This is a genomic window from Nocardia brasiliensis (assembly GCF_011801125.1).
GTDB classification, from domain to species: domain Bacteria; phylum Actinomycetota; class Actinomycetes; order Mycobacteriales; family Mycobacteriaceae; genus Nocardia; species Nocardia brasiliensis_C.
Genome location: NZ_CP046171.1, coordinates 5807025 through 5828032 on the forward strand (window position 1 = coordinate 5807025; position 21008 = coordinate 5828032).

The window sequence follows — 21008 nt, forward strand, 5'->3', positions numbered from 1 at the left end:
GGAGCACGAACTCGGCGTCCTCCGGGCAGATCCGGTCAGGCGATCGGTCCGCGCACGCCTTCGTAGGCCGCGCCGACGCGGTAGAGCCGGTCGTCGGCCAGGGCGGGCGCCATGATCTGCAGGCCGACCGGCATGCCGTCGTCCTTGCTCAGCCCGGACGGCACCGACATAGCCGGATGCCCGGCCAGGTTGGTGGGCAGGGTGCACAGGTCGGACAGGTACATGGCCAGCGGGTCGTCCACCTTCTCGCCCAGCTTCCACGGGGTGAACGGGCTGGTCGGCGAGACGAGCACGTCGACCTGCTGGTAGGCCTTGTCGAAGTCGCGCGCGATCAACGTGCGGACCTTCAGCGCCTGGCCGTAGTACTCGTCGTAGTACCCGGACGACAGCGCGTAGGTGCCGATCATGATGCGGCGCTTGACCTCAGGGCCGAAGCCGGCGGCCCGGGTGGCGGCCATCACCTGTTCGGCGCTGTGTTGCCCGTCGTCGGCGACGCGCAGGCCGTAGCGCATCGCGTCGAACCGGGCGAGGTTCGAGGACACCTCGCTCGGCATCACGAGATAGTAAGCGGACAGAGCGTATTCGAAGTGCGGGCAGGACACCTCGATCACCTCGGCACCCAGCTCCTTGAGCACCGCGACCGCGGCATCGAAGGATTCGAGCACGCCCGGCTGGTAGCTGTCGGAGTGCAGTTCTTTCACCACACCGACTTTCACGCCGCTCAGATCGCCCTTGGCGCCTTCGCGCGCCGCGGCGACCACCGGGGGCACCGGCACGTTGCGCGAGGTCGAGTCGCGCGGGTCGTGCCCGGCGATCACCTCGTGCAGCAGCGCGGTGTCGAGCACGGTCCGGCCGCAGGGCCCGCCCTGGTCCAGCGAGGACGCGCACGCGACCAGGCCGTAGCGCGAGACGGTGCCGTAGGTCGGCTTGGTGCCGACGGTGGCCGTCACCGCGGCGGGCTGGCGGATCGAGCCGCCGGTGTCGGTACCGATGGCCAGCGGCGCCTGATACGCGGCGAGCGCCGCGGCCGAACCACCGCCGGAGCCGCCGGGAATCCTGGTGGTATCCCACGGATTCCGGGTCGGGCCGTACGCCGAGTTCTCGGTGGAGGAGCCCATCGCGAACTCGTCCATGTTGGTCTTGCCGAGAATCGGGATGCCCGCCGCGCGCAACCGCGTGGTCAGCGTCGCGTCGTAGGGCGCGACCCAGCCATCGAGGATCTTCGACCCACAGGTGGTCGGCATGTCCGTGGTGGTGAAAACGTCCTTGAGCGCCAACGGAACTCCGGCCAGCGGCGAGGCGGGCGCGGTGCCCGCGGCCAGCGCGGCGTCCACCGCGGCGGCGGCCGCGAGCGCCTGCTCCCCCGCCACATGCAGGAACGCGTGGTACTCGCCGTCGACCTCGGCGATCCGATCCAGGTGCGCCTGGGTGACCGCGACCGAGCTCACCTCGCCACCGTGAATCTTGCCCGCCAGCTCGGCGGCCGACAGTGCGGTCAGTTCGCGCCCGTCGGTGCTCATTCGCCCTCTCCCAGAATCTGCGGAACCATGAATCGCTGCTCCTCGGCGGCCGGAGCGCCGGAGAGCGCCTGCTCGGGCGTCAGGCAGGGGACGACCTCGTCGGGCCGGGTCACGTTGGTCGTGGGATTCGGCGACGCGGTGGCCGGGACATCGGCGGCGGCGACCTCGGAAATGGTCCGCACGTGGCTCAGGATCGAATCCAGCTGACCGGCGAACTGATCCAGTTCGGCATCGGACAGCGCGAGCCGGGACAGCCGGGCGAGGTGTGCGACCTCGTCACGGGAGATGGCGGGCACCGCGGGACCCCTTTCGGCTTCGGTATCAACAATGTCGTTCGCGCCTGGCGCAACCGTGGCAGCGTACGGACTAAGAGCCTAGCCATCGTCCGTGCGACCCACACCCGCACCCCGGCGAGCGGACCACCGTGTCACCCCCGCGCAGTAGGCTGATCGCGCCGCCGACGGCAACTGAAACAGGTGAAGCGGCGCGACGACACGGTTTCGCGATCTAGCTCGACACGCCGTATTGTCACGAAATCGCCGCGTGGCGTACATCACTGGCCGCACTTCGGGTCGATAACCCGGCCCCAGGGGTGTAAGTATTGCGTGACCCGGGTATCCGTTCAGAGCCTCGGCCGCCCAAGGAAAGGAAAGCACGTGTCGTACCTGCTCCGCGTGCAACTTCCGGATCGACCGGGAAGCCTCGGTTCGCTCGCGCTCGCACTCGGCTCCGTCGGCGCCGACATCCTCTCGCTGGACGTGGTGGAGCGCGGCGCCGGGTTCGCCGTCGACGACCTCGTCGTCGAGGTGCCCCAGGGCGCGCTGCCGGACACGCTGATCACCGCCGCCGAATCGATCGGCGACGTGCGGGTCGACTCCATCCGCCCGTACTCCGGTGTGCTGGACACCCATCGCGAACTCGAACTCATCGACCAGGTCGCCAGCGCCAAGGACGACCGGTTACAGGTGCTCGTCGACGGCGTGCCCCGGGTGCTGCGCGTCGGCTGGAGCACGATCATCGACATGGGCCCGCAGGGCGCCTACCGCGTCGTCGGCAGCCCGAGTGCGCCTGAGACACAAGCGGGTTCGGCCCCGTGGATGCCGCTGGAGAAGCCCGCCATCCTCGATCCGGAATCCGAATGGGTGCCCGAGATCTGGCGGGACATGGACACCAAGCTCGCCGCCGCGCCGCTGGGTAACACCGGCAAGGTGCTGATGCTCGGCCGCCCGGGTGGCCCGGACTTCCGGCCGTCGGAGGTCGCCCGGCTCGGCTATCTCGCGGGCATCGTAGCCACCGTGCTCGGCTGAGAATTACCGGCCGCCGCGCTCTCGCGCGAGGTCCAAACGCAGCACCGTCAGGAGTTCGCCTGCGGGCGTGCGCCAGTCGCGCTCGGGCGTGGGGACGAAGCCGTGCCGATCGTAGATGCGGCGGGCATCGGTCATGGCGGGCATGGTGGTGAGCACCACGGCCGCAAAGCCTTCCGCCTTCGCGATATCGATCACGGTGCGTACCAACGCGGTTCCCGCACCGAGGCCGCGGGCGGTCTTCGCCACGGCGAGCATCCGGAACTCGAGTTCGCCGGGGTGCGCGATCTCGGCGTAGGGCGTGCCGGGCCGCGCGACGGTGAGCGACCCGACGATCCGGCCCGCGTGCGCGGCGACCAGCAGTTGCGCGGACGCGCCGCGGTGCGCGGTATCGGCCAGCTCGGCCGCGTACGGCGTGCCCGCGCGGACGAAGCCCTCGCCGACGTACACCTCGACGGTCAACTCACCGACCGCCGCGTACTCCTCCGGTCGCGCGGGCCGAATCTCCAGCGCGTTCTCGGTATCGGTGGCAGCGTTCGGATCCATACCCGGCATCGTGCCATTCGACGTAACTCGGTCTACGTCACACCCGCCCGCGATGTCACGCCCGCCCGCGCTCAGGAACCGAGGCTCGGCCTGGCGCCGGGATGCGCGATGGACCAATTCTGCGGATTGCGCGGTGAGTAGACCACGTCGAGGTAGTCGCCGATCGACGGCCAGGCGTTGACATCCCAGGCGAAGCGCCCGTAGACGACCACGCCCGATACCGACGGACCGGTCAGGTTGCCCGTGATGGTCACGTACTGCTCGCCCTGCGCCGCCGGACGCGGGCTCACACCGGTGATGTAGAGCGTGCCCGTCTCCCCCTGCGCGCGCTGGAAGCCGCCGCGGCCGCGCAGATAGAGCGCGACCATTCCCGCCAGGGCCAGCCCCATGATCAGCAGCATTCCGAATTCGAGCATGGGCCCATGCTATTGCCTCGGCGGGCGGCTCCCGCGCTACCGCGCGGCGAGTTCGCTGGTGCCGTGCTCGGTCCGGCGGACCTGCCACACCACGCTGCGCGTGCGGGCCGAGCGCCCGTTGCCGCGATCGATCAGGGCCCGATTGTTGGTGGTGTAGATGAGTTGGGCGCCTTGGGCATTGGTCTCCGGGTTCTGGAAGAGCTGGATCAGTCGATCGGTCTGCTCGGCGGGCAGGTGCGCGCCGATGTCGTCGACGGCCAGGACCCGGCCGGAATCGAGGGCGTCGAGCATGGTCGGCAGCACGCGCAGCAGCGAAATGGTGGCGGTGGATTCGTCGGCGAGGTCGAACGGGTTGCCGATGCCCTCGTGCACCAGGCCGAGGCCCACCCCGCGCCGGGCCACCATCCGGGCGTACAGCGCGTCCCTGGCCGATTTCATATTGGTGAGTTCGCGTTCGAGCAGCACCGGCGTGGCACCGCTGTCGCGCAGCAGCCGGTCGACGAACTCCGCCGAGGTGGCGCACAGCTCGAGTTGCTTGCCGAGCGCGGCGATGTCGGCATCCAGGTCGCGCAGGTAGTCGGCGTACATCGGATCGTTCTCGGCGATGAGCAGATCGGTGATCCCGAGTTCGGCGGTGCGCAGCAGCACCAGCAGCCGCGCGGCGTTCTCCGGCGAGCGGGACAGGTGGCCGCCCAGTCGGTGCGCCACGGCATCGGTCTCGGCCGGACCGATCTGGACCTCGAGCATCGACTCGAACCAGCGATAGGCGGGCACCAGCGCGTCGGCGTACATCTGCCCGGCGAGGCTGAGCAGCAACGCGTTCGGACGCACCAGCGGCACCAGCGCGGCGATGCCGTAGCGGGCCGCCTCGAACATCGGCCCGATCTTGATCTGTTCACCGTTGCGCTCGAACACGATTCGCTTACGCGAGCGCGGCTGGGTATGCAGCCACTCGGCCGTCACGTCGGCGTTGTCCAGGCGGAAGCCGTAGGTGTAGGGCACGCCCTCGGCGACGAAGCTCGCCACGAATTCCGAAGGGCGGTCCGGGAATCCGAGATGCGGCGCCCGCACCGGCCCGGCGTAGGGATCCCAGCCGGTGACCGAGTGCAGCACCGCGTCGCGCATCCGCGCGAGCGCGTCGATCAGGTTGGTCTTGCCCGCCGCCGCGGCGCCGTGGATCGCGGTCACCGGCACCGCCACCGGCCCGCTCCCCTTGGTGAGCCGCAACTCCTGCTCCTCGGCCAGCGATCTGTGATTGGTCACCTGAAAACTGCGCAGCATCCCGCCATCCTGTCCTCCGGCGGCGGCCGCCGCGACAGCAGGGGCGTTGCGAGCGCCGCCACACTCGACTGCACAGATCTCAACCAGTCATAGCTATTGCGCATATAGAGAGCTCCCAGGTCTAGTCGGACTACCGCGGACCGGCTGACCTCCGCTGATCGCCCGACAAACCACCCGGAACCGGGTTAGCATGCTGGACGCTGTGGCCCGACCGGGGCCGCACCTGCGAGAAACGCTCGAAACCGATGGGTAGTGATCAGGTATGACGGTTCGTCGCCTTGTTGTCCGAAGCTCCGTCGCCGCCGCGCTCGCCCTCGGGTCGATCGCGGTCGTCGCGCCACACGCGGCCGCCGACACCTGTAGCGACGGCACCGCGCGCATCTTCTTCGCCAACGCCGAGCCCGCGTGCGTGACCGGCACGACCAGCTACAGCACCAAGACGGTAGCGAAGGTGTGCTCGATGCCGGGGGCCGATGTGGTCGCCGAGGCCACCTTCCCGAAGCTGCGCGGACAGGATGTCACCCAGCGCCTCGAGCTCTCCAACGGCACCTGCGGACGGTTCGAGATCATGACCCAGGAGAGCGCCACCGTCTCGGTCACCCGGAACTGACTCCGGCCCCGCCAGGGACCTGGTGCGCCTCGCCCAGGACGGTCGTACCGAGGTTCCCGGACGAGGCGCAGGCTAGCCGCGCGTGCCATCACCCAGCAGCAGGGCGCTGTCGCCGAATTCGTGCCAGAGGTAGCCGGTGTCCAGCGCCGCCGCGTAGGCCGCGTGCACCGTGGCTTCCCCCGCCACCGCGACCAGCAGATCCAGGTGCGAAGCCCCGGGCGCGTGCCAGCCGGTGAGCAGTCCGTCGACCACACGGGCGGGCCGGTGCGGACCGAGCACCAGCTCGGTCCAGCCGCGCATCGGCCGCACCACTCCCGCTGCGTCGCAGGCGGTTTCGAGCGCCCGGGTCACCGTGGTGCCGACCGCGATGACGCGCCCGCCCGCCGCCTTCGTCTCGTTCACCCGACGGGCGGTCGACTCCGGCACGACGAAGCGCTCCGGACTCGGCGGCTCCCCCGCCTCCGGTGACGAGACCCCGGTGTGCAGGGTGATCGGTGCGAGACCGACACAGGCCGCGATCAGGTCGAGCACCAGTCGCTCCGTGAACGGCCTTGCCGCACTTGGCATCTCCGCGCTGCCTAGAACGCGGCCGAACACCGTCTCGTAGTAGGACGACGACCATCGTTGCGGCACATACGAATAGGTGATCGGATAGCCGTAGACCGCGAGCAGCTGCCTGGGGTCGGCGGTGAGGTCGGCCACCCAGAGCCGTCGCCCGCCGGGCAGCCACGGTCCCCGCAGCGTGGCGCGCACGCCGTCCGGCAACCTGATCACCAGGCCTGACGAAAGTTCGTCCGCCGGAAAAGGTGTGCGCGCGGTGGTGCGCAGCTCGACCACCCAGCCACCGTCATCCAGCCAGGTCGCGAAGTGCACGGCCAGCGGCAGATCGCCGAGCCTGCCGTCGACCGCGGCGGCGAGGGTCGCCGAATTATTCACCACCACAAGGTCACCGGCGCGCAGCTGGCACGGCAGCTCGCGGAACCGCGCGTGCGTCAGCCCCGCACCCGCGACGAGCAGCCGGACCTCGTCCCTGGCCAGTCCGCGTGCCTCCGGCGGCGCGGCGGCGTTTCGTTCCGGCGGCAGGACGAACTGCGGCCGATCGACGAGCACGGTCATGCGCGCCGCCCCACCGCGAAATCGGCGGCGACGTATCGGCCGCTCTTCGGTTTCTCGCCCAGCAGGCGCAGCAGCGCGGGGACGACGACCTCCGGTTCGGGTCGATCGGAGATGTCGACGCCAGGAAAGGCCGCCTGATGCATCCCGGTCCGCATGTCGCCGGGATCGAAGGCGTAGACCGACAACTCCGGATGCTCGGCGCCCAGGATCGCGGTGAGCTGGTCGAGCGCCGCCTTCGACGAACCGTAGCCGCCCCATTCGGGATACGGTTCGATCGCGGCGTCCGAGCTGATATCGACCACGACGCCGTCCGCCGCCAACAGCGGCACCGCGAACTGGAGCACGGCGAGCGGCGCGATCACATTGGTCCGGTACACCAGCTCGAGTTCGGCGAGCGGATAGTCGGCGAGCCGGACCAGCGGACTCGGCCCCAGCCTGCTCGCGTTGTTCACCACCAATGCGAGTTCGCCTGCGCCTCCGATTCCTTCGGCCAGCTCCGCGCGATGGGCCGGGTCGGTCACATCGCCGGGCACCGCGACGAAGGCGGCACCGAGCTCTGTGGACACCGCGGCGAGCCGCGCGGCGTCGCGGCCCGTCCCGATCACCCGCCAACCCCCGTGTACGAGCGCGCGGGCCAGTGCCCGGCCGAATCCGGCGGACGCGCCGGTGATCAATGCCGTACGAGCCATGATGACCTCCTGGTAGTTACCTACCAACCGATCCTCATACCTGAAGGTAACTTCAGGTCAAGGGCTCGTCGCGGAACATCCGAATATCATTGTCCCGCTTACTCTTCCACGTCTCCGTCCGGCTGTGACCGCACCGCGTCCGGCCCCGATTCGAGCAGCAACCGGAACCCCGCCTCGTCGAGGATCGGCACCCCGAGTTCCTCGGCCTTGGCGGCCTTCGAACCGGGTGCGTCGCCGATCACCACGAACGCGGTCTTCTTCGACACCGAGCCCGCCGCCTTGCCGCCGCGCACCAGAATCGCCTCCTTCGCGCCGTCACGGGAGAACCCGTCCAGCGAGCCGGTGACGACGATGGACAGCCCCTCGAGCGTGCGCTCGATGGACTCGTCGCGCTCGTCGGCCATCCGCACACCCGCGGCCCGCCACTTGTCCACGATCGCGCGATGCCAGTCGACGGTGAACCACTCCGCGACCGCCGCCGCGATCGTCGGCCCGACACCGTCGGCGGCGGCCAGTTCCTCGGCCGAGGCGGCCTGGATCCGCTCTAGGCTGCCGAACTCCCGCGCCAAAACCCTTGCCGCCGTGGGGCCGACGTGCCGGATGGACAACGCGACCAGCACCCGCCACAGCGGCCTGCTCTTGGCCGCGTCCAGGTTGTCCAGCAGGCGCCGGCCATTCGCGGACAGCCCGCCGTCCTTGTTCGCGAACAGGGTGGTGCTCAGCAGCCGCGCCTCGTCGAGGTCGAACAGATCGCCCTCGTCGGCGATCACGCCCGACTTCAGCAGGTCGTTGGCCGCCTCGTACCCGAGCGACTCGATGTCGAACGCGCCGCGCCCTGCCACATGGAACACCCGTTCGCGCAGTTGCGCGGGACAGAACCGCTGGTTCGGGCAGCGGATGTCGGCGTCGCCCTCCTTCTGCGGGGCCAATTCGGTGCCGCAGGCCGGGCAGTGCGTCGGCATCACGAACGCGCGCTCCGCGCCGGTGCGCGCGTCCACCACCGGGCCGAGCACCTCGGGAATCACGTCGCCCGCCTTGCGGATGGTGACCGTGTCGCCGATCAGCACGCCCTTGCGCTCCACCTCGGCGGCGTTGTGCAGCGTGGCCATCGAGACCGTCGATCCCGCGATGGAGACCGGCTCCATCACCGCGAACGGGGTGACCCGGCCGGTGCGCCCGACGTTCACCTCGATGTTGAGCAGCTTGGTCGTCGCCTCCTCCGGCGGATACTTGTAGGCGATCGCCCAGCGGGGCGCCCGCGAGGTGGACCCGAGCCTGCGCTGCAACGCCGTCTCGTCGATCTTGATGACCTGGCCGTCGATCTCGTGCTCGATGTCGTGGCGATGCTCGCCCCAGTACGCCACGCGCTCGATCACGGCGTCGATACCCTGCACCAGCTTGGTGTGCTCGGACACCGGCAGGCCCCAGGCCGCGAGCGCCCGATACGCTTCGTGCTGGGAGGCCGGGGCATAACCCTCGATGCGGCCGAAGCCGTGGCAGATCATCCGCAGCCGCCGCCGCGCGGTGACCGCCGGGTCCTTCTGCCGCAGCGAGCCCGCCGCGGTGTTGCGCGGATTCGCGTACGGCGCTTTGCCATCCGCCACGATCGCCGCGTTGAGCGTCTCGAAATCCGCGAGCCGCATGTACGCCTCGCCGCGCACCTCGAGCAGCGCCGGGATCGGGAACTCCGCGCTCGGCGTCAACTCACCGGGGATATCGGCGATGGTGCGCGCGTTGAGCGTGACGTCCTCGCCCGTGCGACCGTCACCGCGGGTCGCGCCGCGCACCAGCCGCCCGTTCTCGTAGACCAGGTTCAGCGCGACACCGTCGATCTTCACCTCGCACAGATAGTGCGGCTCGGACCCCGCCTCGGCCTCGACCCGGCTCGCCCACGCGCGCAGCTCGTCGAAGTCGAACACGTTGTCCAGCGAGAGCATCCGCTCCAGATGGTCGACCGCGGTGAAGTCGGTCGCGAAGCCGCCGCCGACCAGCTGGGTCGGCGAGTCCGGCGTGCGCAGATCGGGGTGTTGCTCCTCCATCGCCTGCAGGCGGCGCAGCAGCGTGTCGAACTCGCCGTCGCTGATGATCGGTGCGTCGCGCACGTAGTAGCGGAACTGATGCTCGCGCACCTCGTCCGCCAATTGCTGCCACCGCACGCGTTGCTCGGCCGTCGCCGGGGCGGGCGCGCCCGCGTCGCTGTCCACCGCACTGCTCTCGCTCACCCAACGCACATTAGTCGAGGCCACCGACATCGCAGGGCGATGTTCGCGCACGTCGCGGCACCGCGGGCGGGGCTATTCCGCCGCCAACTAGAACCGGACGAACGACCGATCCGAGCGGTCGGTCCGGCCTCACCCGACGGCGAGCGACTCCGGGTCCTCCGCGTAGGCGCGGGCGACCTCGCCGGCCCGGCTCAGCGCCTGCCGCGCCCAGGTCAGCGGCGCGTTCGCCAGCCCGCACGCCGGGCTGACCAGGATCTGCTCGGCCAGGGTCGAGCGCGCGAAGCCGAGCCGATCGACCAGCCGGACACCGGGTTCGGCGAGCTCGCGCCAGGTCGGGGCGAGCGCAGGCGCTGTGGTGGGCACCAAGCCGAGTACCAGATGTTTGCCGGCGTCCAGCAGCTCGCCGACGCGGTCGAGGTCACCGGTGCCGATCGTGGCGAGATCGAATCCGATCGCGGCCGCGCCGGTCCGGCGCAGCAGGCCGAGCGCGGGCGGTGCCGCGCAGCTGTGCACCAGCACCGGCCCGGACTGCGCCGCGAGCACCGATTCCAGGACGGCGAGCGCCTCGGGTTCCGGCATGGCGCGCACGGTGTCCAGCACGCTCACACCGCGCAAGGATCCGTCGAGCACGGCGGTCAGCGACGGCTCGTCCAGTTGCAGCACGACCTGGGCGCCGAGCCGCTTGCCGAGCTCGGCGACATGGTTGCGCAGCCCCTCCGCGAGTGAGTCCGAAAGATCGCGCAGCGCACCGGAATCGGTGAGCGCCAGATGCCCGTGCGGCAGTTCCACCTGTGCGGCGAGGGTCAGCGGGCCGACGGCCTGCACCTTGATCGGGCCGCTCGATCCCGTTGTCTCCCAGACCTCTTCGAGCGCGTCGAGGTCGCTGCGGAGCAGGTCGCGGGCGCGCCGCGACAGCGCACCGGGGCGTGCGGCGAGGCGGTAGCCGCGCGGCGTGGTGTCGAACCGCATGTCGACGAGCAGTGCCGACATGCGCCCGATCGCATCGGCGCCCGCACCGCGCGCAGGCAGCTCCACCAGGTGCGGCAGCTGCGGCAACTCGCCGAGCACGGTCGCGGCGGCCTCGCGCGGATCGGTGCCGGGCCACGAGCCGACGCCGGTGGCCGTGCCGCCGTGCAGGAGGGGTCGCGCCGCTGGTTCGCCCTCGGTGGCACTGTCGCGTCCTTCGGCCATGCCGTCCTGATACACCGTTGTCCGTTTCCGTCGGTCGATCATCGGGTGGGCACACCGATCACCGAGGTGCCCCGATCATTGTGCGCGCCTTGCGCATTGCGCGAAGCGCCACGGCCCGGAGCACCGGGGCGCCCGTGCGGCGAGGTGAATCACCGTGTCGCGGTTGCGGCCTCGCTGTTCGCGGCGCTTTCCCGACCGGTCCCGGAGATGGTTCCGCTTCCGATCACCTCGTCACCCAGCTCGTCGGGGCGGTACAGCACGACCGCCTGACCGCGTGCGACGCCGGTCAACGGCTCGCGCAGGCGCACCGTGAGCCCGTCGCCGACCGCCTCGGCGATCGCGGGCGCGGTGCCGCCGTGCGCGCGCACCTGCGCGACGCACTCGATCGGCCCGGTCGGCGCGGTGCCAGAGGTCCAGATGGCCCGCTCCGCCTCGACGGTCCACACCTGGAGGTCCTCGGCCGAACCGACCCGGACGGTGCCGGAATCGGGATCGATGCCCGTCACGTAGCGGGGCTTGCCGTCGGCGGCCGGGCCGGGCAGGCCGAGCCCCTTGCGCTGACCGATCGTGAACCCGTGCACGCCTTCGTGTTCGCCGAGCACCTGACCGTCGGCGTCGACCACGGCGCCGGGCCGGATGCCGATCTTCGCGCCGAGGAAGGCGCGGGTGTCACCGGAGGGAATGAAGCAGATGTCATGACTGTCCGGCTTGTTCGCGACGGCAAGCCCGCGCTCGGCGGCCTCCTCGCGGATCCGCGGCTTCGGCGTGTCGCCCACCGGGAACATGGCGCGCGAGAGCTGCTCGGCGTTCAGCACGGCGAGCACGTAGGACTGATCCTTGTCGGCGTCGACGGCGCGGCGCAGCACCCCGTCGTCGAGGCGCGCGTAGTGACCGGTGACCACGGCGTCGAAGCCGAGCGCCACCGCGCGGTCGGCGAGGGCCGAGAACTTGATCTTCTCGTTGCAGCGCAGGCACGGGTTCGGCGTCTCGCCCGCCGCGTAGGCCGCGACGAAATCGTCGATCACGTCTTCCTTGAACCGGTCCGCGAAATCCCAGACGTAGAACGGAATCCCGAGCACGTCGGCCGCGCGGCGGGCATCGCCCGCGTCCTCCTTCGAGCAGCAGCCGCGCGAACCGGTCCGCAGCGTGCCCGGTGTCGCGGACAGTGCCAGATGCACGCCGACCACCTCGTGGCCCGCGTCGACCGCACGCGCCGCGGCCACCGCCGAATCGACACCACCGCTCATGGCGGCAAGTACCCGCATCACACACCTCCCTTCGCACCGGCCAGACCCGCGGCCCTGGCCCGCTGCACCACCTGGGGCAGCACCTCCAACAATCGGTCCACCTCGGCGCGGGTCGAGGTGTGCCCCAACGAGAATCGCAACGATCCGCGGGCTTGCCACGGTTCGACGCCCATGGCGATCAGCACGTGACTCGGCGAGGCGACACCGGCGGTGCACGCCGAGCCGGTCGAGCATTCGATCCCGGCCGCGTCGAGCAGCATCAGCAGCGAATCGCCTTCGCAGCCGGGGAAAGTGAAGTGCGCGTTGCCGGGCAGCCTGCGCGCGCCGGGCGCGCCGTTGAGCACCGCTTCCGGGTCGAGGGCGAGCACGCCGTCGATCAAGCCGTCCCGCAGTGCGGTCAACTCCGCGGTGCGCGTCGGCAATTCGCGCACGGTATGGCGCAGCGCGGTGGCCAGGCCGACCGCGGCCGCGATATCCGAAGTGCCCGAACGCAGGTCGCGCTCGTGCCCGCCGCCGTGCAGCAGCGGCACGCAGGGCACCTCCCGGCCGAGCAGCAGCACGCCGATGCCGTGCGGGCCGCCCACCTTGTGCCCGGCGAAACTCGCCGCCGACAGCTCGCTCGCGGTGAAGTCGATCGGCAGCTGCGCCGCGGCCTGCACCGCGTCGCTGTGCATCGGCACGCCGAACTCCTGTGCCACCGCGGCCAATTCGCCGATCGGCTGGATGCTGCCGACCTCGTTGTTCGCCCACATCACGGTGACGAGGGCGACGTCGTCGGGGTCGGCGGCGAGCGCGGCGCGCAGCGCGCGCGGCGAGACAACGCCCTGGGCGTCCACCGGCAGCCAGGTCACCCTGGCGCCCTCGTGCTGCTCCAGCCACTCGACCGCGTCGATCACCGCGTGATGCTCGATCGAGCTCGCGATGATCCGGGTCCGGCGCGGCTCGGCGTCGCGGCGCGCCCAGTAGATGCCCTTGATCGCAAGGTTGTCGCTCTCGGTGCCGCCGGAGGTGAAGATGACCTCCGAGGGTCGCGCGCCCAGGTCGGCGGCGATCGATTCGCGCGCCTCCTCCAGCGTGCGGCGGGCGGCACGGCCCGAGCCGTGCAACGACGACGCGTTCCCCACCAGTCCGAGCGCAGCCGTCATCGCCTCGATGGCGGCAGGCACCATCGGGGTGGTGGCCGCATGATCGAGGTAAACCGTCTGGGGCGCCGCGTTGTGCTCCGGACCCGAATAACCCGCCATCATGACCTAGAAAGCCTATCCCAGCGTTGACCTGCGTATCTGCGGGGTCTCCCCCCAGTGAGTTATGACTCACCTACCAACCAGAACCCGGCGACGGTGTCCGGCTATTCCCGGTAGGCGTGTCCGCGCACGCGGTCCGCGGCCGGGATCAGTTCCCGATCGGGTACTGGAAAACGGCGGGCACGAAAGTGGCGACCTTGCGCAGCCATTCGGGCCAGGTGGACTGGTCCAGCGCCATCGACCCCACATCGTTGAACACACAGCCCTGCGCCACCGGCACACCGTCGAAGCGGTCCTTAAGCCAGGTGAACTCCTTGGCCCAGGCGATCACCATCAGGGAGAAGTGCTCGCTGAAGTTGTCGCGCGTGTATTCGACACGGGCCTTCGGGTCCGCGCAATAGGTCCCGAAGAGATCGTTGACCGGGGCGACCGGCACGATCCAGTCGGGATTGGACTGGAACATGAACACCGGCATGTCCGGGGTCGAGTGGCCCATCCGCAGTTTGTCGAACACCGCCGCGGGGATCGGGTCGCTGAATACATCGGGGCTGTCGAACAGACCGGGCAGGTTCAAAAACGGCAGCACCGCCGCGGACCAGATGCACAGGGGCGCCTTCACGACGGCCATCGCCTTGCCGAACCCGTTGAGGTGGCGGTCGTAATACTCCGACAGTTCCGGATATTCGCGCGCGGCGGCCAGCATGCCCGACAGCAGCAGCCCGGACCCGACGTTGTTGCTGGCCAGCTTGATCATCCGGACCAGATCGGCGGGGATGCCGCCCATCACCGAGCCGACGACGTCGAGCTCCGGCGCGTAGGAGGCCTTGAGCTCGGCCGTGTGCCCGGTGGCGATGGCGCCGCCGGAGTAGCCGAGCAAGCCCACCTTGGTCGCGACACCCGCGAGCCCGAGCAACTCGAAATTCTCCGCGGCGCGGATGCTGTCCAGCGTGATCCGCGCGTTGAGCGGTCCCGCGCCGAAGGCCATGTTGCCGCCGTCGTAGTCGGGCATGTTCAACGCCCAGCCCAGCCCCACCGCGGTGATCGCGTTGATGAACTCGGCCGGAATGTTGAACGCCCCGGTGATATTCGGCGGCACCGAGGCCTGTTGCAGCACATAGGACGGCGAGCAGTATTTCGCGCTGGAGTCCGGGGCGAACTGGAAGGACAGCAGATTGCGTGGCACGCCGTTGTTGTCGCCGCGCGGCTTGACCACCGTGGTGACCGCCGCGATCGGTTCGTTCCTGGTGTTGGTGGAACGGAACGACAGCTGCCAGGCGTCGACGTTGTACGGGATCACCGAGTACAGCGAGACGTGGACCTCGCGCGCCGCGATGATCTCGCCGGGCTGCTTGGCGGCGACGAGCGCCGGGTCCGGCTCGTAGAACGCCGGATCGAATTCCGGCGGTGTCGGCGGGATGGGGAACGGCAGCACCGGCTGCACGGGGACCGGCTCGGCAGGCGCGGTCGCGGCGCTCGCCACGAGGCCGACCGCGCACAGGACCGCGAGCGGCATGAGCGACCACCGGCGCAGCGGGGACCGTGCTTCGACCACAGGCATGGCGCACTCCTCGACGAGAGATCAGGAACGGATCGGTGCTGATGCTGGAACATTCGCCGAGATTGCCGACCCGATGCCGATTCGTTCGATCACACGCCGCACGCGAGTCTCCACGAAACCAGCGGGCCCCTCAACTCGACCCCTGCGATGCGCAGCAATATACCACTACGAGTAGCTCCACATTCGCTCTGCGACTGTGTCGCACCCAGCAATTCAAAACCAAACGGTTCGTATCATCGATGGGGCGTCCATGAGGGGGTACCGGTCTCGTTCGCCGACGATGCGCAGCGACCCCGTACGCGGCCGGATGTGATGATTCGAGGTCAGCAAGTTCTCCGACTCTGCCGAAGTAGGTGATGCCGGTGCCCGATGGTGCGCACGAGCGCGCGACCGATGCGGTGCTCGATCGCCTGCACGCGCTGACCGCGGGCCTGCTCAGTGAGTTCAGTGCCGGAACCACGCCGTACGACCAGCTGTCGCCGTCGCTGATGGACGCGGATTTCCGGCCCGGCGCGGAACTGAACGTCGACCTGTTCTTCGAGTTCGCGCGCACCGGCGTCGAGCCCGCCGAGGCCGCGACCCAGCCGCTGGTGGACCGCGCGGTGGGCCTGGTCCGGCAGGGCATGGGACTGACCGAAGCGATGACCAACTATCGGCTCAGCGTGTCGTTCCTGTGGACGCAACTGACGCGGGCCTGGTGGGCCGAGCAGCAGTCGCCGCTGCCCGAGGAGCTGCCCTACCTGCTCAACGACTACCTGGGCCTGGTCACCACCCGGATCGCCGCCGCGGTGGTCGAGGACATCCGGCAACCACGCTGGGACGTCATCGAATTGCACCGCGAGATCGCCGACGCACTGCTCGACGGGCGCGATCCGGTCGAGTGGGCCACCGGCCAGGACATCACGATCGCGGCCTCGTTCCTGATCGCGGTGGTGCGCCTCGGTGACCCGAATCCCGGCTCGGTCACCCTGCTGCGCAACATCTTTCACGCTATGCCCGGCGCATTCCTGCGCCGGGACGGCGGCGGCTGGACGGCGCTGATCCCCTACGACACCGCCGCGGAGGAGGACGCCGTCGCCGCGCTGGCGGTACAGCTCACCGAGATCTCGGCCGCGACGCCCGCCGGACAGCCCCAATTGTGGATCGGTGTCGCGGCGGCGGCGACCCATGCGGCGATCCCCGCCGCCTATGCGGAGGCGCAGGCGGTGGCAGAGGTCGCGCGCGGCACGCGCTGGCCCGAACTGATCTGCCGCCGCCGGGCGATGATGTTCGAATACCTGGTCGCTACGGCGACTCCGGCCCGAACGGCCCTCGCCGGCCTGCTCGAGCCGCTCGCGGATCAGCCGGTGCTGCGCGAGACCCTCGGCCTGTTCATCGACCGGGACTTCAATCAGAACGCGGTGGCCCGCGAGATGTTCGTGCACCGCAACACGGTCACCTACCGCTTGAACCGGGTCGCCGAGTTGACCGGACTCGACCCGCAACGTCCGTCCGGCATCGCCACGCTGATGGCCGCACGCATCGCCGAGTCGCTCATCGCGCCACCGCACAGCTGACCCGGTCCGCCCAGGTCGCGTCACCGCGTTACCCGGCGACCTTGTCCGGCCTGCGGCCGCGCAGCAGCGGCAGCCGGCGGACCGGCCTGCGCACCTCGGGCGCGTCCGCGGCGACCGACGGGTCCTGGACCCTGGTCGAGCCGGCCTCGATCCACACCGTCGCGTCGAACGCGCCGTGCCGCGACAGTTCCGTGCCGCGCACCGCGGCCTCGCACCGCCGCGCCAGCTCACGCCGATCGGTGCCGGGCTGCTGCAGCGGCTCGAGCACCACCTCGGCGACCATGCCACGCGCGCGCAGCACCCGCCGCGCCGACGAGCCGAACGAGTCCTCTCCCACGAATCCCGGTACCGTGCACTGCTTTCCGTGCCGGTCCAGGTAGCGCAAGCGGACCGGCTGCACCGCGGTCGCGGTGTCGACGGCGGCCTGGAAGAGCGCGGGCCGCATGGTGCCGTAGGCGCGACCGCACCAGGTGGTGCCCTCCGGGAACACCGCGATCCGCTCGCCCGCCGCGAGCCGGGCGCCGACCTGTGCGACCACCCCGGGCAGCGCGCGCAGCTTCTCCCGCTCGATCGGAATCACCCGCATCAACGTGGCGAGTTTGCCGAGCACCGGCCAGTCGACCATGTCGGCGCGGGCGACGAACCCCAGCGGCTGCACGGCGGCCAGCGCGACGATGTCGGTCCAGCCGATATGCCCGACCACCACCATGACTCCGGCGTCATCGGCGCCATACCCGACGGGCGCGGTACTGCCCTCGTCGACAGCGCCGCGCCCGTTCTGCTCGACCCTCCGGTCGACTATTCGCAATTCCATACCGAGACAACTCAACAGCGTCCGCGCGTAACCGCGCTGCAGATTCTCCCGTTTACCTTGCGGGGTAACCAGATTCACCAGTGGGAAGCTGATCAGCAGCCCGGCCACGCCGAGCAACCTGCCCAGCGCCCTTCCGGTGCCGACCTCATCGATCGGCTCGATGCAGCCGGGTCCGCACGGACTCGACGGCATCCACGAGTGCGCCGTCGCCTTGGCGGGTGGTGCGTCGAAAACCATGTCGCTCACCGTCCTTCGTCGAAATTGGCGGCCGCGCCCTGCAACCGATCGAGGTAGCGGGTGTTGATCGTGTCCAGCCCGAGCAGCACGACGAAGTCGGCGACCGCGAAGTCCGGATCGTGTGCCGGTTCACCGCAGATCTGCGCGCCGAGCCGCAGATACCCTCGGACCAGCGGCGGCAGCTTGGGCCGGGCCGGCGGGGTGAGTTCGTCGAGGGTCTTGCCGTCCACCACGACCGGCCGGTACGGCCGCACCCGCTGCGCCGCGGCGCAGGCGTGCTTGCCGAGCAACAGGTCACGTACGCCGCGGACGTTCACCCCCGGCGGGTCGGCCGGCGTGTCCCGCATCGGCACCGAGGCGCAACCCATCACCCACTCGTACCCGGTGAGCTGGATGTAGTGCAGGATGCCCGCCCACATCAGGGTGAGCACCGACCCGTTGCGGTGCTCGGGCACCACGCAGGCCCTGCCCATCTCCACGATCCGCCTGCCGTGCGGATCCAGTTGGGACAGTTCGAATTCCGTGGCCGTGTAGTACCCGCCCGCGGCGGCGACCTTGTCCGGCGGCAGCATTCGATAGCAGCCGACGAACTCCTCGGTGCGATCGTCACGCACCAGCATGTGGTCGCAGTGGTCGTCGAACCGGTCGGCGTCCAAACCGGTGCCGTTGTCGGGGATGTCGAAGCCGGGCTCGTTCGCGAACACGTCGTACCGGAGCCGCTGCGCGGCGGTGCGATGCTCGGCGTCGGAGGACACGACCAGCGAGTACCGTGACCGTTGCGTTCCGGTGCCGGTCGAGGGCGCCGGAGCGGTCAGCACGGACGACAACGGCCCACCCGTCGCCCGGTCGACATTCCTGATCGAATCGCTGAGCGATGCTGTCATACCCGTGATGAAGCCAGCCCGACACTGCGCCGGAGCAACCTCGAAGTGTCCCCGCGATGCCGGTTCGGTGAACGCGACACCGATCACACCGGGCGTTCACCGCGCCGTCGCGTCGCGTTCGCGCCACCGCGCGGTCGATGTGGTTTCGCGGCGCCGGAGGCGTTGTCCGTGAACACGATTCGAACGGGAGCCGAACAGCACGAAGTCGCACCGCGCGAATCGCGATGCGACTTCCGATGCTGTGCCGAGGCCTATCGGCCCCGAACCGTCAAGCGGCGCTGCGTTCTTCGGCGTCGACGTGGCGTGGCGCCTTGTCCACCTCGGCGAAACCGGGACGACCGGTGCCGATGAAGGCGACCAGCCAGGAGGCGACCGCGGCGAACCGGTTGCGGAACCCGACGAGATAGAACAGGTGCACCGCCAGCCACACGAACCAGGCGAGCACGCCGCGGAAGGTGATCTTGTCGGTGAGCTTGGTGACCGCGCTGAACCGGCTGATCACCGCCATGCTGCCCTTGTCCCAGTACTTGAACGCGGTACCGGCCTGCTTCTTGCGGCGGATGATGTCGGCGGCGTGCCTGCCCTCCTGCATGGCCACCGGCGACTGTCCCGGGTAGCCGTTGAGCGAGGTCATGTCGCCGATCGCGTAGATATCGGCGTACCCGCCGACGGTGAGGTCGGGATTGATCAGCAGCCGGCCCGCGCGGTCGGTCTCCACCCCGGTGGCCTCGGCCAGGACCTTGGCGAACCCGCCTGCCTGCACACCCGCCGACCAGACGACGGTCTCGGCGGCGATGCCGTGCTCGACGCCGCTCTTGTCCTTCACGGTCACCTTGCCGTGCTCGATGTCGGTGACGAAGGTGCCGAGCAGCACCTCGACGCCCGAACGGGTCAGCGACTTCTTCGCGTATTCCGACAGCCCGCCGCCGAACGGGGGCAGCACTTCGCCCGCGCCCTCGACCAGGGTGACCGAAACCTCTTGGTGGTAATACCGCTTCGCCAGTTCCTTGAGCTGGCCCGCCACCTCGACGCCGGTCGCGCCCGCGCCGACCACCACGAAGCTGAGCAGCCTGCGCTTGGTCTCCGCGTCGGCGTTCGCCGCCTCGGCGAATACGCGCTGGATCTGCGACCGCAGCAGCTTCGCGTCGTCGATGGTCTTGAGCGAGAAGGTCTTCTCGGCGAAATCGTCACGCCCGAAATAGGACTGGCTGGCACCGGTGGCGGCGATCAGCGACCCGTAGCGGATCCGGTGCTGGGTGCCGTCGTGCTCATAGGTGACAATCGCCTTGTCCGGGTCGATGGCGACCACCTTGCCGAGGCGCACGTCAGCCTCGCGGTGGCGGCGCAGAATGCCCGCGATCGGCGGGGCGATCTCCTCCGATGCCAGCACACCGGTCGCTACCTGGTACAACAGCGGTTGGAACAGGTGCTCCGGCGTGCTGGAGATCAGCACGTAATCGATACCCGACTTGGCAAGTTGCTTGGCGGCGGACAGCCCGCCGAACCCCGACCCGACTATGACAACACCCGCGGTTTCGATTCCCGCATCCACGTACTGCATGACAGCCTCCTTCTCTCATTACCAACCGTCATCCAGAAGCGAGATATTTCAGGTGTTAGGGCGCATAATGCAGATGACTCTTATCTCGATCCGTCATTAATCGGAGGCGCTGTGGAACTTCGGCAGCTCACCTACTTCGTCGCCGTCTGCGAGGAGCTCAGCTTCAGCGGAGCGGCCGCACGGTGCTTTATCTCACAGTCCGCGATCAGCCACCAGATCTCCCGGCTCGAGCGCGACCTCGGCGTACAACTGTTCGAGCGGTCGACAAGATCAGTAGTACCCACCGACGCCACCGCACGGCTACTTCCCCTTGCGAAACAGATGCTGAGCCTGGAATCGGCGATCCGGGCGGCGGTGCGCACCGTGGGCCCGCGCATCCGGCTCGCGGCGAACATGTCCTTCGCGACCAGATCACTGTCCGCGATCGCGGGCGCGCGGGCGACACACCCGGAGGCGGAGATCGAATTCGTGATCAAACCGTTCCGTCAGCGGATCACCGCGGTCGCCGACGGCGACTGCGATCTGGCGCTCATCCGCGGCAGCGTCGATCAGCCGGGACTGGAGGTGGAGAAGCTGTGGGTGGAAGACCTGGTGATCGCGACCTCGAGCGCGCATCCGCTCGCCACCCGGGACACGGTGACGCTGTCCGACCTGAGCCGCTACCCGCTGCTGCTGCCGCCGGAACAGGAACAGGTGCTGTTGCACACCGTGATTCGGTCCGCGTTCGCCGAGCTGCCCACCGGCCCCACCTTCGGCCCGCCGATCCCGCCGGACCACACCGCAACGCTCGAATTGATCAACCGCCCCGACGCGTGGACCGTCCTCTACGCGGAGAGTTCCACCGAGGGCCTGGTCGTACTGAAGCTGGCCGAACAGAAACTGCGCATCCCCGTCTCGGCGGTGCTGCGCAGCGACGTGCGCCGCTCACCGATCCTCACCACACTGCTCGCGGGACTGCATCGCAACTGAATCCGCGCCTACCAGCGCGCCCGCCAAACTCTTGGCGGGCGCG

At 69.6% G+C, this 21008-nt stretch carries 19 protein-coding genes; 4 read left to right on the forward strand and 15 right to left on the reverse strand.

All coding sequences use genetic code 11. The features are described 5' to 3' along the window. Positions 1 to 35: 35 nt before the first annotated feature. Both gatA and gatC read right to left on the reverse strand, forming a co-directional pair. Positions 36 to 1520 (reverse strand): Asp-tRNA(Asn)/Glu-tRNA(Gln) amidotransferase subunit GatA, encoded by a 1485-nt coding sequence (gatA, locus tag F5X71_RS26355; protein WP_167464430.1) that lies wholly within the window; start codon positions 1518 to 1520, stop codon positions 36 to 38. Next, positions 1517 to 1816 (reverse strand): Asp-tRNA(Asn)/Glu-tRNA(Gln) amidotransferase subunit GatC, encoded by a 300-nt coding sequence (gatC, locus tag F5X71_RS26360; RefSeq protein WP_167464431.1) that lies wholly within the window; start codon positions 1814 to 1816, stop codon positions 1517 to 1519. The genes gatA and gatC overlap by 4 nt, the downstream gene beginning before the upstream one ends. A 360-nt stretch (positions 1817 to 2176) precedes the next feature. On the opposite strand from gatC, the gene F5X71_RS26365 reads away from it, so the two are divergent. Then, the gene (locus F5X71_RS26365) at positions 2177 to 2827 is read left to right on the forward strand and encodes an amino acid-binding protein (protein ID WP_167464432.1); all 651 of its coding nucleotides are present in this window, start codon (positions 2177 to 2179) and stop codon (positions 2825 to 2827) included. Positions 2828 to 2830: 3 nt separating this feature from the next. Here F5X71_RS26365 and F5X71_RS26370 read toward each other — a convergent pair whose 3' ends face one another. The 3 genes from F5X71_RS26370 to F5X71_RS26380 all read right to left on the reverse strand — a co-directional run bounded on the left by F5X71_RS26370 (position 2831) and on the right by F5X71_RS26380 (position 5067). Next, a complete protein-coding gene (locus F5X71_RS26370) occupies positions 2831 to 3370 on the reverse strand; it encodes a GNAT family N-acetyltransferase (RefSeq protein WP_167464433.1) in 540 nt (179 codons plus the stop codon). Positions 3371 to 3441: 71 nt separating this feature from the next. Then, the gene (locus F5X71_RS26375) at positions 3442 to 3786 is read right to left on the reverse strand and encodes a hypothetical protein (RefSeq protein WP_167464434.1); all 345 of its coding nucleotides are present in this window, start codon (positions 3784 to 3786) and stop codon (positions 3442 to 3444) included. A gap of 36 nt (positions 3787 to 3822) precedes the next feature. Continuing rightward, complete coding sequence (locus F5X71_RS26380) at positions 3823 to 5067, reverse strand: AAA family ATPase (protein WP_167464435.1); 1245 nt, start codon at positions 5065 to 5067, stop codon at positions 3823 to 3825. Positions 5068 to 5329: 262 nt separating this feature from the next. Here F5X71_RS26380 and F5X71_RS26385 point away from each other — a divergent pair, with 262 nt between their 5' ends. Then, positions 5330 to 5677 (forward strand): hypothetical protein, encoded by a 348-nt coding sequence (locus F5X71_RS26385; protein ID WP_167464436.1) that lies wholly within the window; start codon positions 5330 to 5332, stop codon positions 5675 to 5677. 72 nt (positions 5678 to 5749) lie between these two features. Here the strand turns inward: F5X71_RS26385 and F5X71_RS26390 are convergent, their stop codons facing one another. The 7 genes from F5X71_RS26390 to F5X71_RS26420 form a co-directional block, all read right to left on the reverse strand. Next, complete coding sequence (locus F5X71_RS26390) at positions 5750 to 6793, reverse strand: S-adenosylmethionine:tRNA ribosyltransferase-isomerase (protein ID WP_167464437.1); 1044 nt, start codon at positions 6791 to 6793, stop codon at positions 5750 to 5752. Further along, the gene (locus tag F5X71_RS26395) at positions 6790 to 7482 is read right to left on the reverse strand and encodes an SDR family NAD(P)-dependent oxidoreductase (RefSeq protein WP_167464438.1); all 693 of its coding nucleotides are present in this window, start codon (positions 7480 to 7482) and stop codon (positions 6790 to 6792) included. The genes F5X71_RS26390 and F5X71_RS26395 overlap by 4 nt, the downstream gene beginning before the upstream one ends. Before the next feature lie 98 nt (positions 7483 to 7580). Beyond that, positions 7581 to 9734 carry an NAD-dependent DNA ligase LigA gene (gene ligA, locus F5X71_RS26400; protein WP_428981504.1) on the reverse strand — a complete coding sequence of 718 codons (2154 nt, stop codon included), beginning with the start codon at positions 9732 to 9734 and terminating at the stop codon, positions 7581 to 7583. Positions 9735 to 9833: 99 nt separating this feature from the next. Further along, a complete protein-coding gene (locus F5X71_RS26405; RefSeq protein WP_174817144.1) occupies positions 9834 to 10937 on the reverse strand; it encodes a methionine synthase in 1104 nt (367 codons plus the stop codon). 107 nt (positions 10938 to 11044) lie between these two features. Next, entirely contained in the window at positions 11045 to 12160 is a 1116-nt protein-coding gene (mnmA, locus tag F5X71_RS26410; protein WP_167464439.1) for a tRNA 2-thiouridine(34) synthase MnmA, read from the reverse strand. After that, complete coding sequence (locus F5X71_RS26415; protein WP_167464440.1) at positions 12160 to 13389, reverse strand: cysteine desulfurase family protein; 1230 nt, start codon at positions 13387 to 13389, stop codon at positions 12160 to 12162. The genes mnmA and F5X71_RS26415 overlap by 1 nt, the downstream gene beginning before the upstream one ends. Positions 13390 to 13534: 145 nt before the next feature. Then, on the reverse strand, positions 13535 to 14944 hold the full coding sequence (locus F5X71_RS26420; protein ID WP_174817145.1) for a lipase family protein: 1410 nt from the start codon (positions 14942 to 14944) through the stop codon (positions 13535 to 13537). Between the two features lie 362 nt (positions 14945 to 15306). On the opposite strand from F5X71_RS26420, the gene F5X71_RS26425 reads away from it, so the two are divergent. Next, complete coding sequence (locus tag F5X71_RS26425) at positions 15307 to 16500, forward strand: PucR family transcriptional regulator (RefSeq protein ID WP_167464441.1); 1194 nt, start codon at positions 15307 to 15309, stop codon at positions 16498 to 16500. A gap of 28 nt (positions 16501 to 16528) precedes the next feature. Here the strand turns inward: F5X71_RS26425 and F5X71_RS26430 are convergent, their stop codons facing one another. From F5X71_RS26430 to F5X71_RS26440, 3 genes are all read right to left on the reverse strand, one after another. Further along, on the reverse strand, positions 16529 to 17560 hold the full coding sequence (locus tag F5X71_RS26430; RefSeq protein WP_167464442.1) for a lysophospholipid acyltransferase family protein: 1032 nt from the start codon (positions 17558 to 17560) through the stop codon (positions 16529 to 16531). Continuing rightward, a complete protein-coding gene (locus tag F5X71_RS26435; protein WP_167464443.1) occupies positions 17557 to 18435 on the reverse strand; it encodes a GNAT family N-acetyltransferase in 879 nt (292 codons plus the stop codon). The genes F5X71_RS26430 and F5X71_RS26435 overlap by 4 nt, the downstream gene beginning before the upstream one ends. A 268-nt stretch (positions 18436 to 18703) precedes the next feature. After that, positions 18704 to 19996, reverse strand: coding sequence for an NAD(P)/FAD-dependent oxidoreductase (locus tag F5X71_RS26440; RefSeq protein ID WP_167464444.1), 1293 nt, complete (start codon positions 19994 to 19996; stop codon positions 18704 to 18706). A 111-nt stretch (positions 19997 to 20107) separates the two neighbouring features. On the opposite strand from F5X71_RS26440, the gene F5X71_RS26445 reads away from it, so the two are divergent. Continuing rightward, the gene (locus F5X71_RS26445; RefSeq protein ID WP_167464445.1) at positions 20108 to 20965 is read left to right on the forward strand and encodes a LysR family transcriptional regulator; all 858 of its coding nucleotides are present in this window, start codon (positions 20108 to 20110) and stop codon (positions 20963 to 20965) included. Positions 20966 to 21008: the final 43 nt, after the last annotated feature.

Coding starts and splice junctions, on each gene's coding strand:
- gatA (WP_167464430.1), bottom strand. CDS start 1,520: ATGAGCACCGACGGGCGCGAACTGACCGCACTGTCGGCCGCCGAGCTG.
- F5X71_RS26370 (WP_167464433.1), bottom strand. CDS start 3,370: ATGGATCCGAACGCTGCCACCGATACCGAGAACGCGCTGGAGATTCGG.
- F5X71_RS26375 (WP_167464434.1), bottom strand. CDS start 3,786: ATGCTCGAATTCGGAATGCTGCTGATCATGGGGCTGGCCCTGGCGGGA.
- F5X71_RS26380 (WP_167464435.1), bottom strand. CDS start 5,067: ATGCTGCGCAGTTTTCAGGTGACCAATCACAGATCGCTGGCCGAGGAG.
- F5X71_RS26385 (WP_167464436.1), top strand. CDS start 5,330: ATGACGGTTCGTCGCCTTGTTGTCCGAAGCTCCGTCGCCGCCGCGCTC.
- F5X71_RS26390 (WP_167464437.1), bottom strand. CDS start 6,793: ATGACCGTGCTCGTCGATCGGCCGCAGTTCGTCCTGCCGCCGGAACGA.
- F5X71_RS26395 (WP_167464438.1), bottom strand. CDS start 7,482: ATGGCTCGTACGGCATTGATCACCGGCGCGTCCGCCGGATTCGGCCGG.
- ligA (WP_428981504.1), bottom strand. CDS start 9,734: ATGTCGGTGGCCTCGACTAATGTGCGTTGGGTGAGCGAGAGCAGTGCG.
- F5X71_RS26405 (WP_174817144.1), bottom strand. CDS start 10,937: ATGATCGACCGACGGAAACGGACAACGGTGTATCAGGACGGCATGGCC.
- mnmA (WP_167464439.1), bottom strand. CDS start 12,160: ATGCGGGTACTTGCCGCCATGAGCGGTGGTGTCGATTCGGCGGTGGCC.
- F5X71_RS26415 (WP_167464440.1), bottom strand. CDS start 13,389: ATGATGGCGGGTTATTCGGGTCCGGAGCACAACGCGGCGCCCCAGACG.
- F5X71_RS26420 (WP_174817145.1), bottom strand. CDS start 14,944: ATGCCTGTGGTCGAAGCACGGTCCCCGCTGCGCCGGTGGTCGCTCATG.
- F5X71_RS26435 (WP_167464443.1), bottom strand. CDS start 18,435: ATGACAGCATCGCTCAGCGATTCGATCAGGAATGTCGACCGGGCGACG.
- F5X71_RS26440 (WP_167464444.1), bottom strand. CDS start 19,996: ATGCAGTACGTGGATGCGGGAATCGAAACCGCGGGTGTTGTCATAGTC.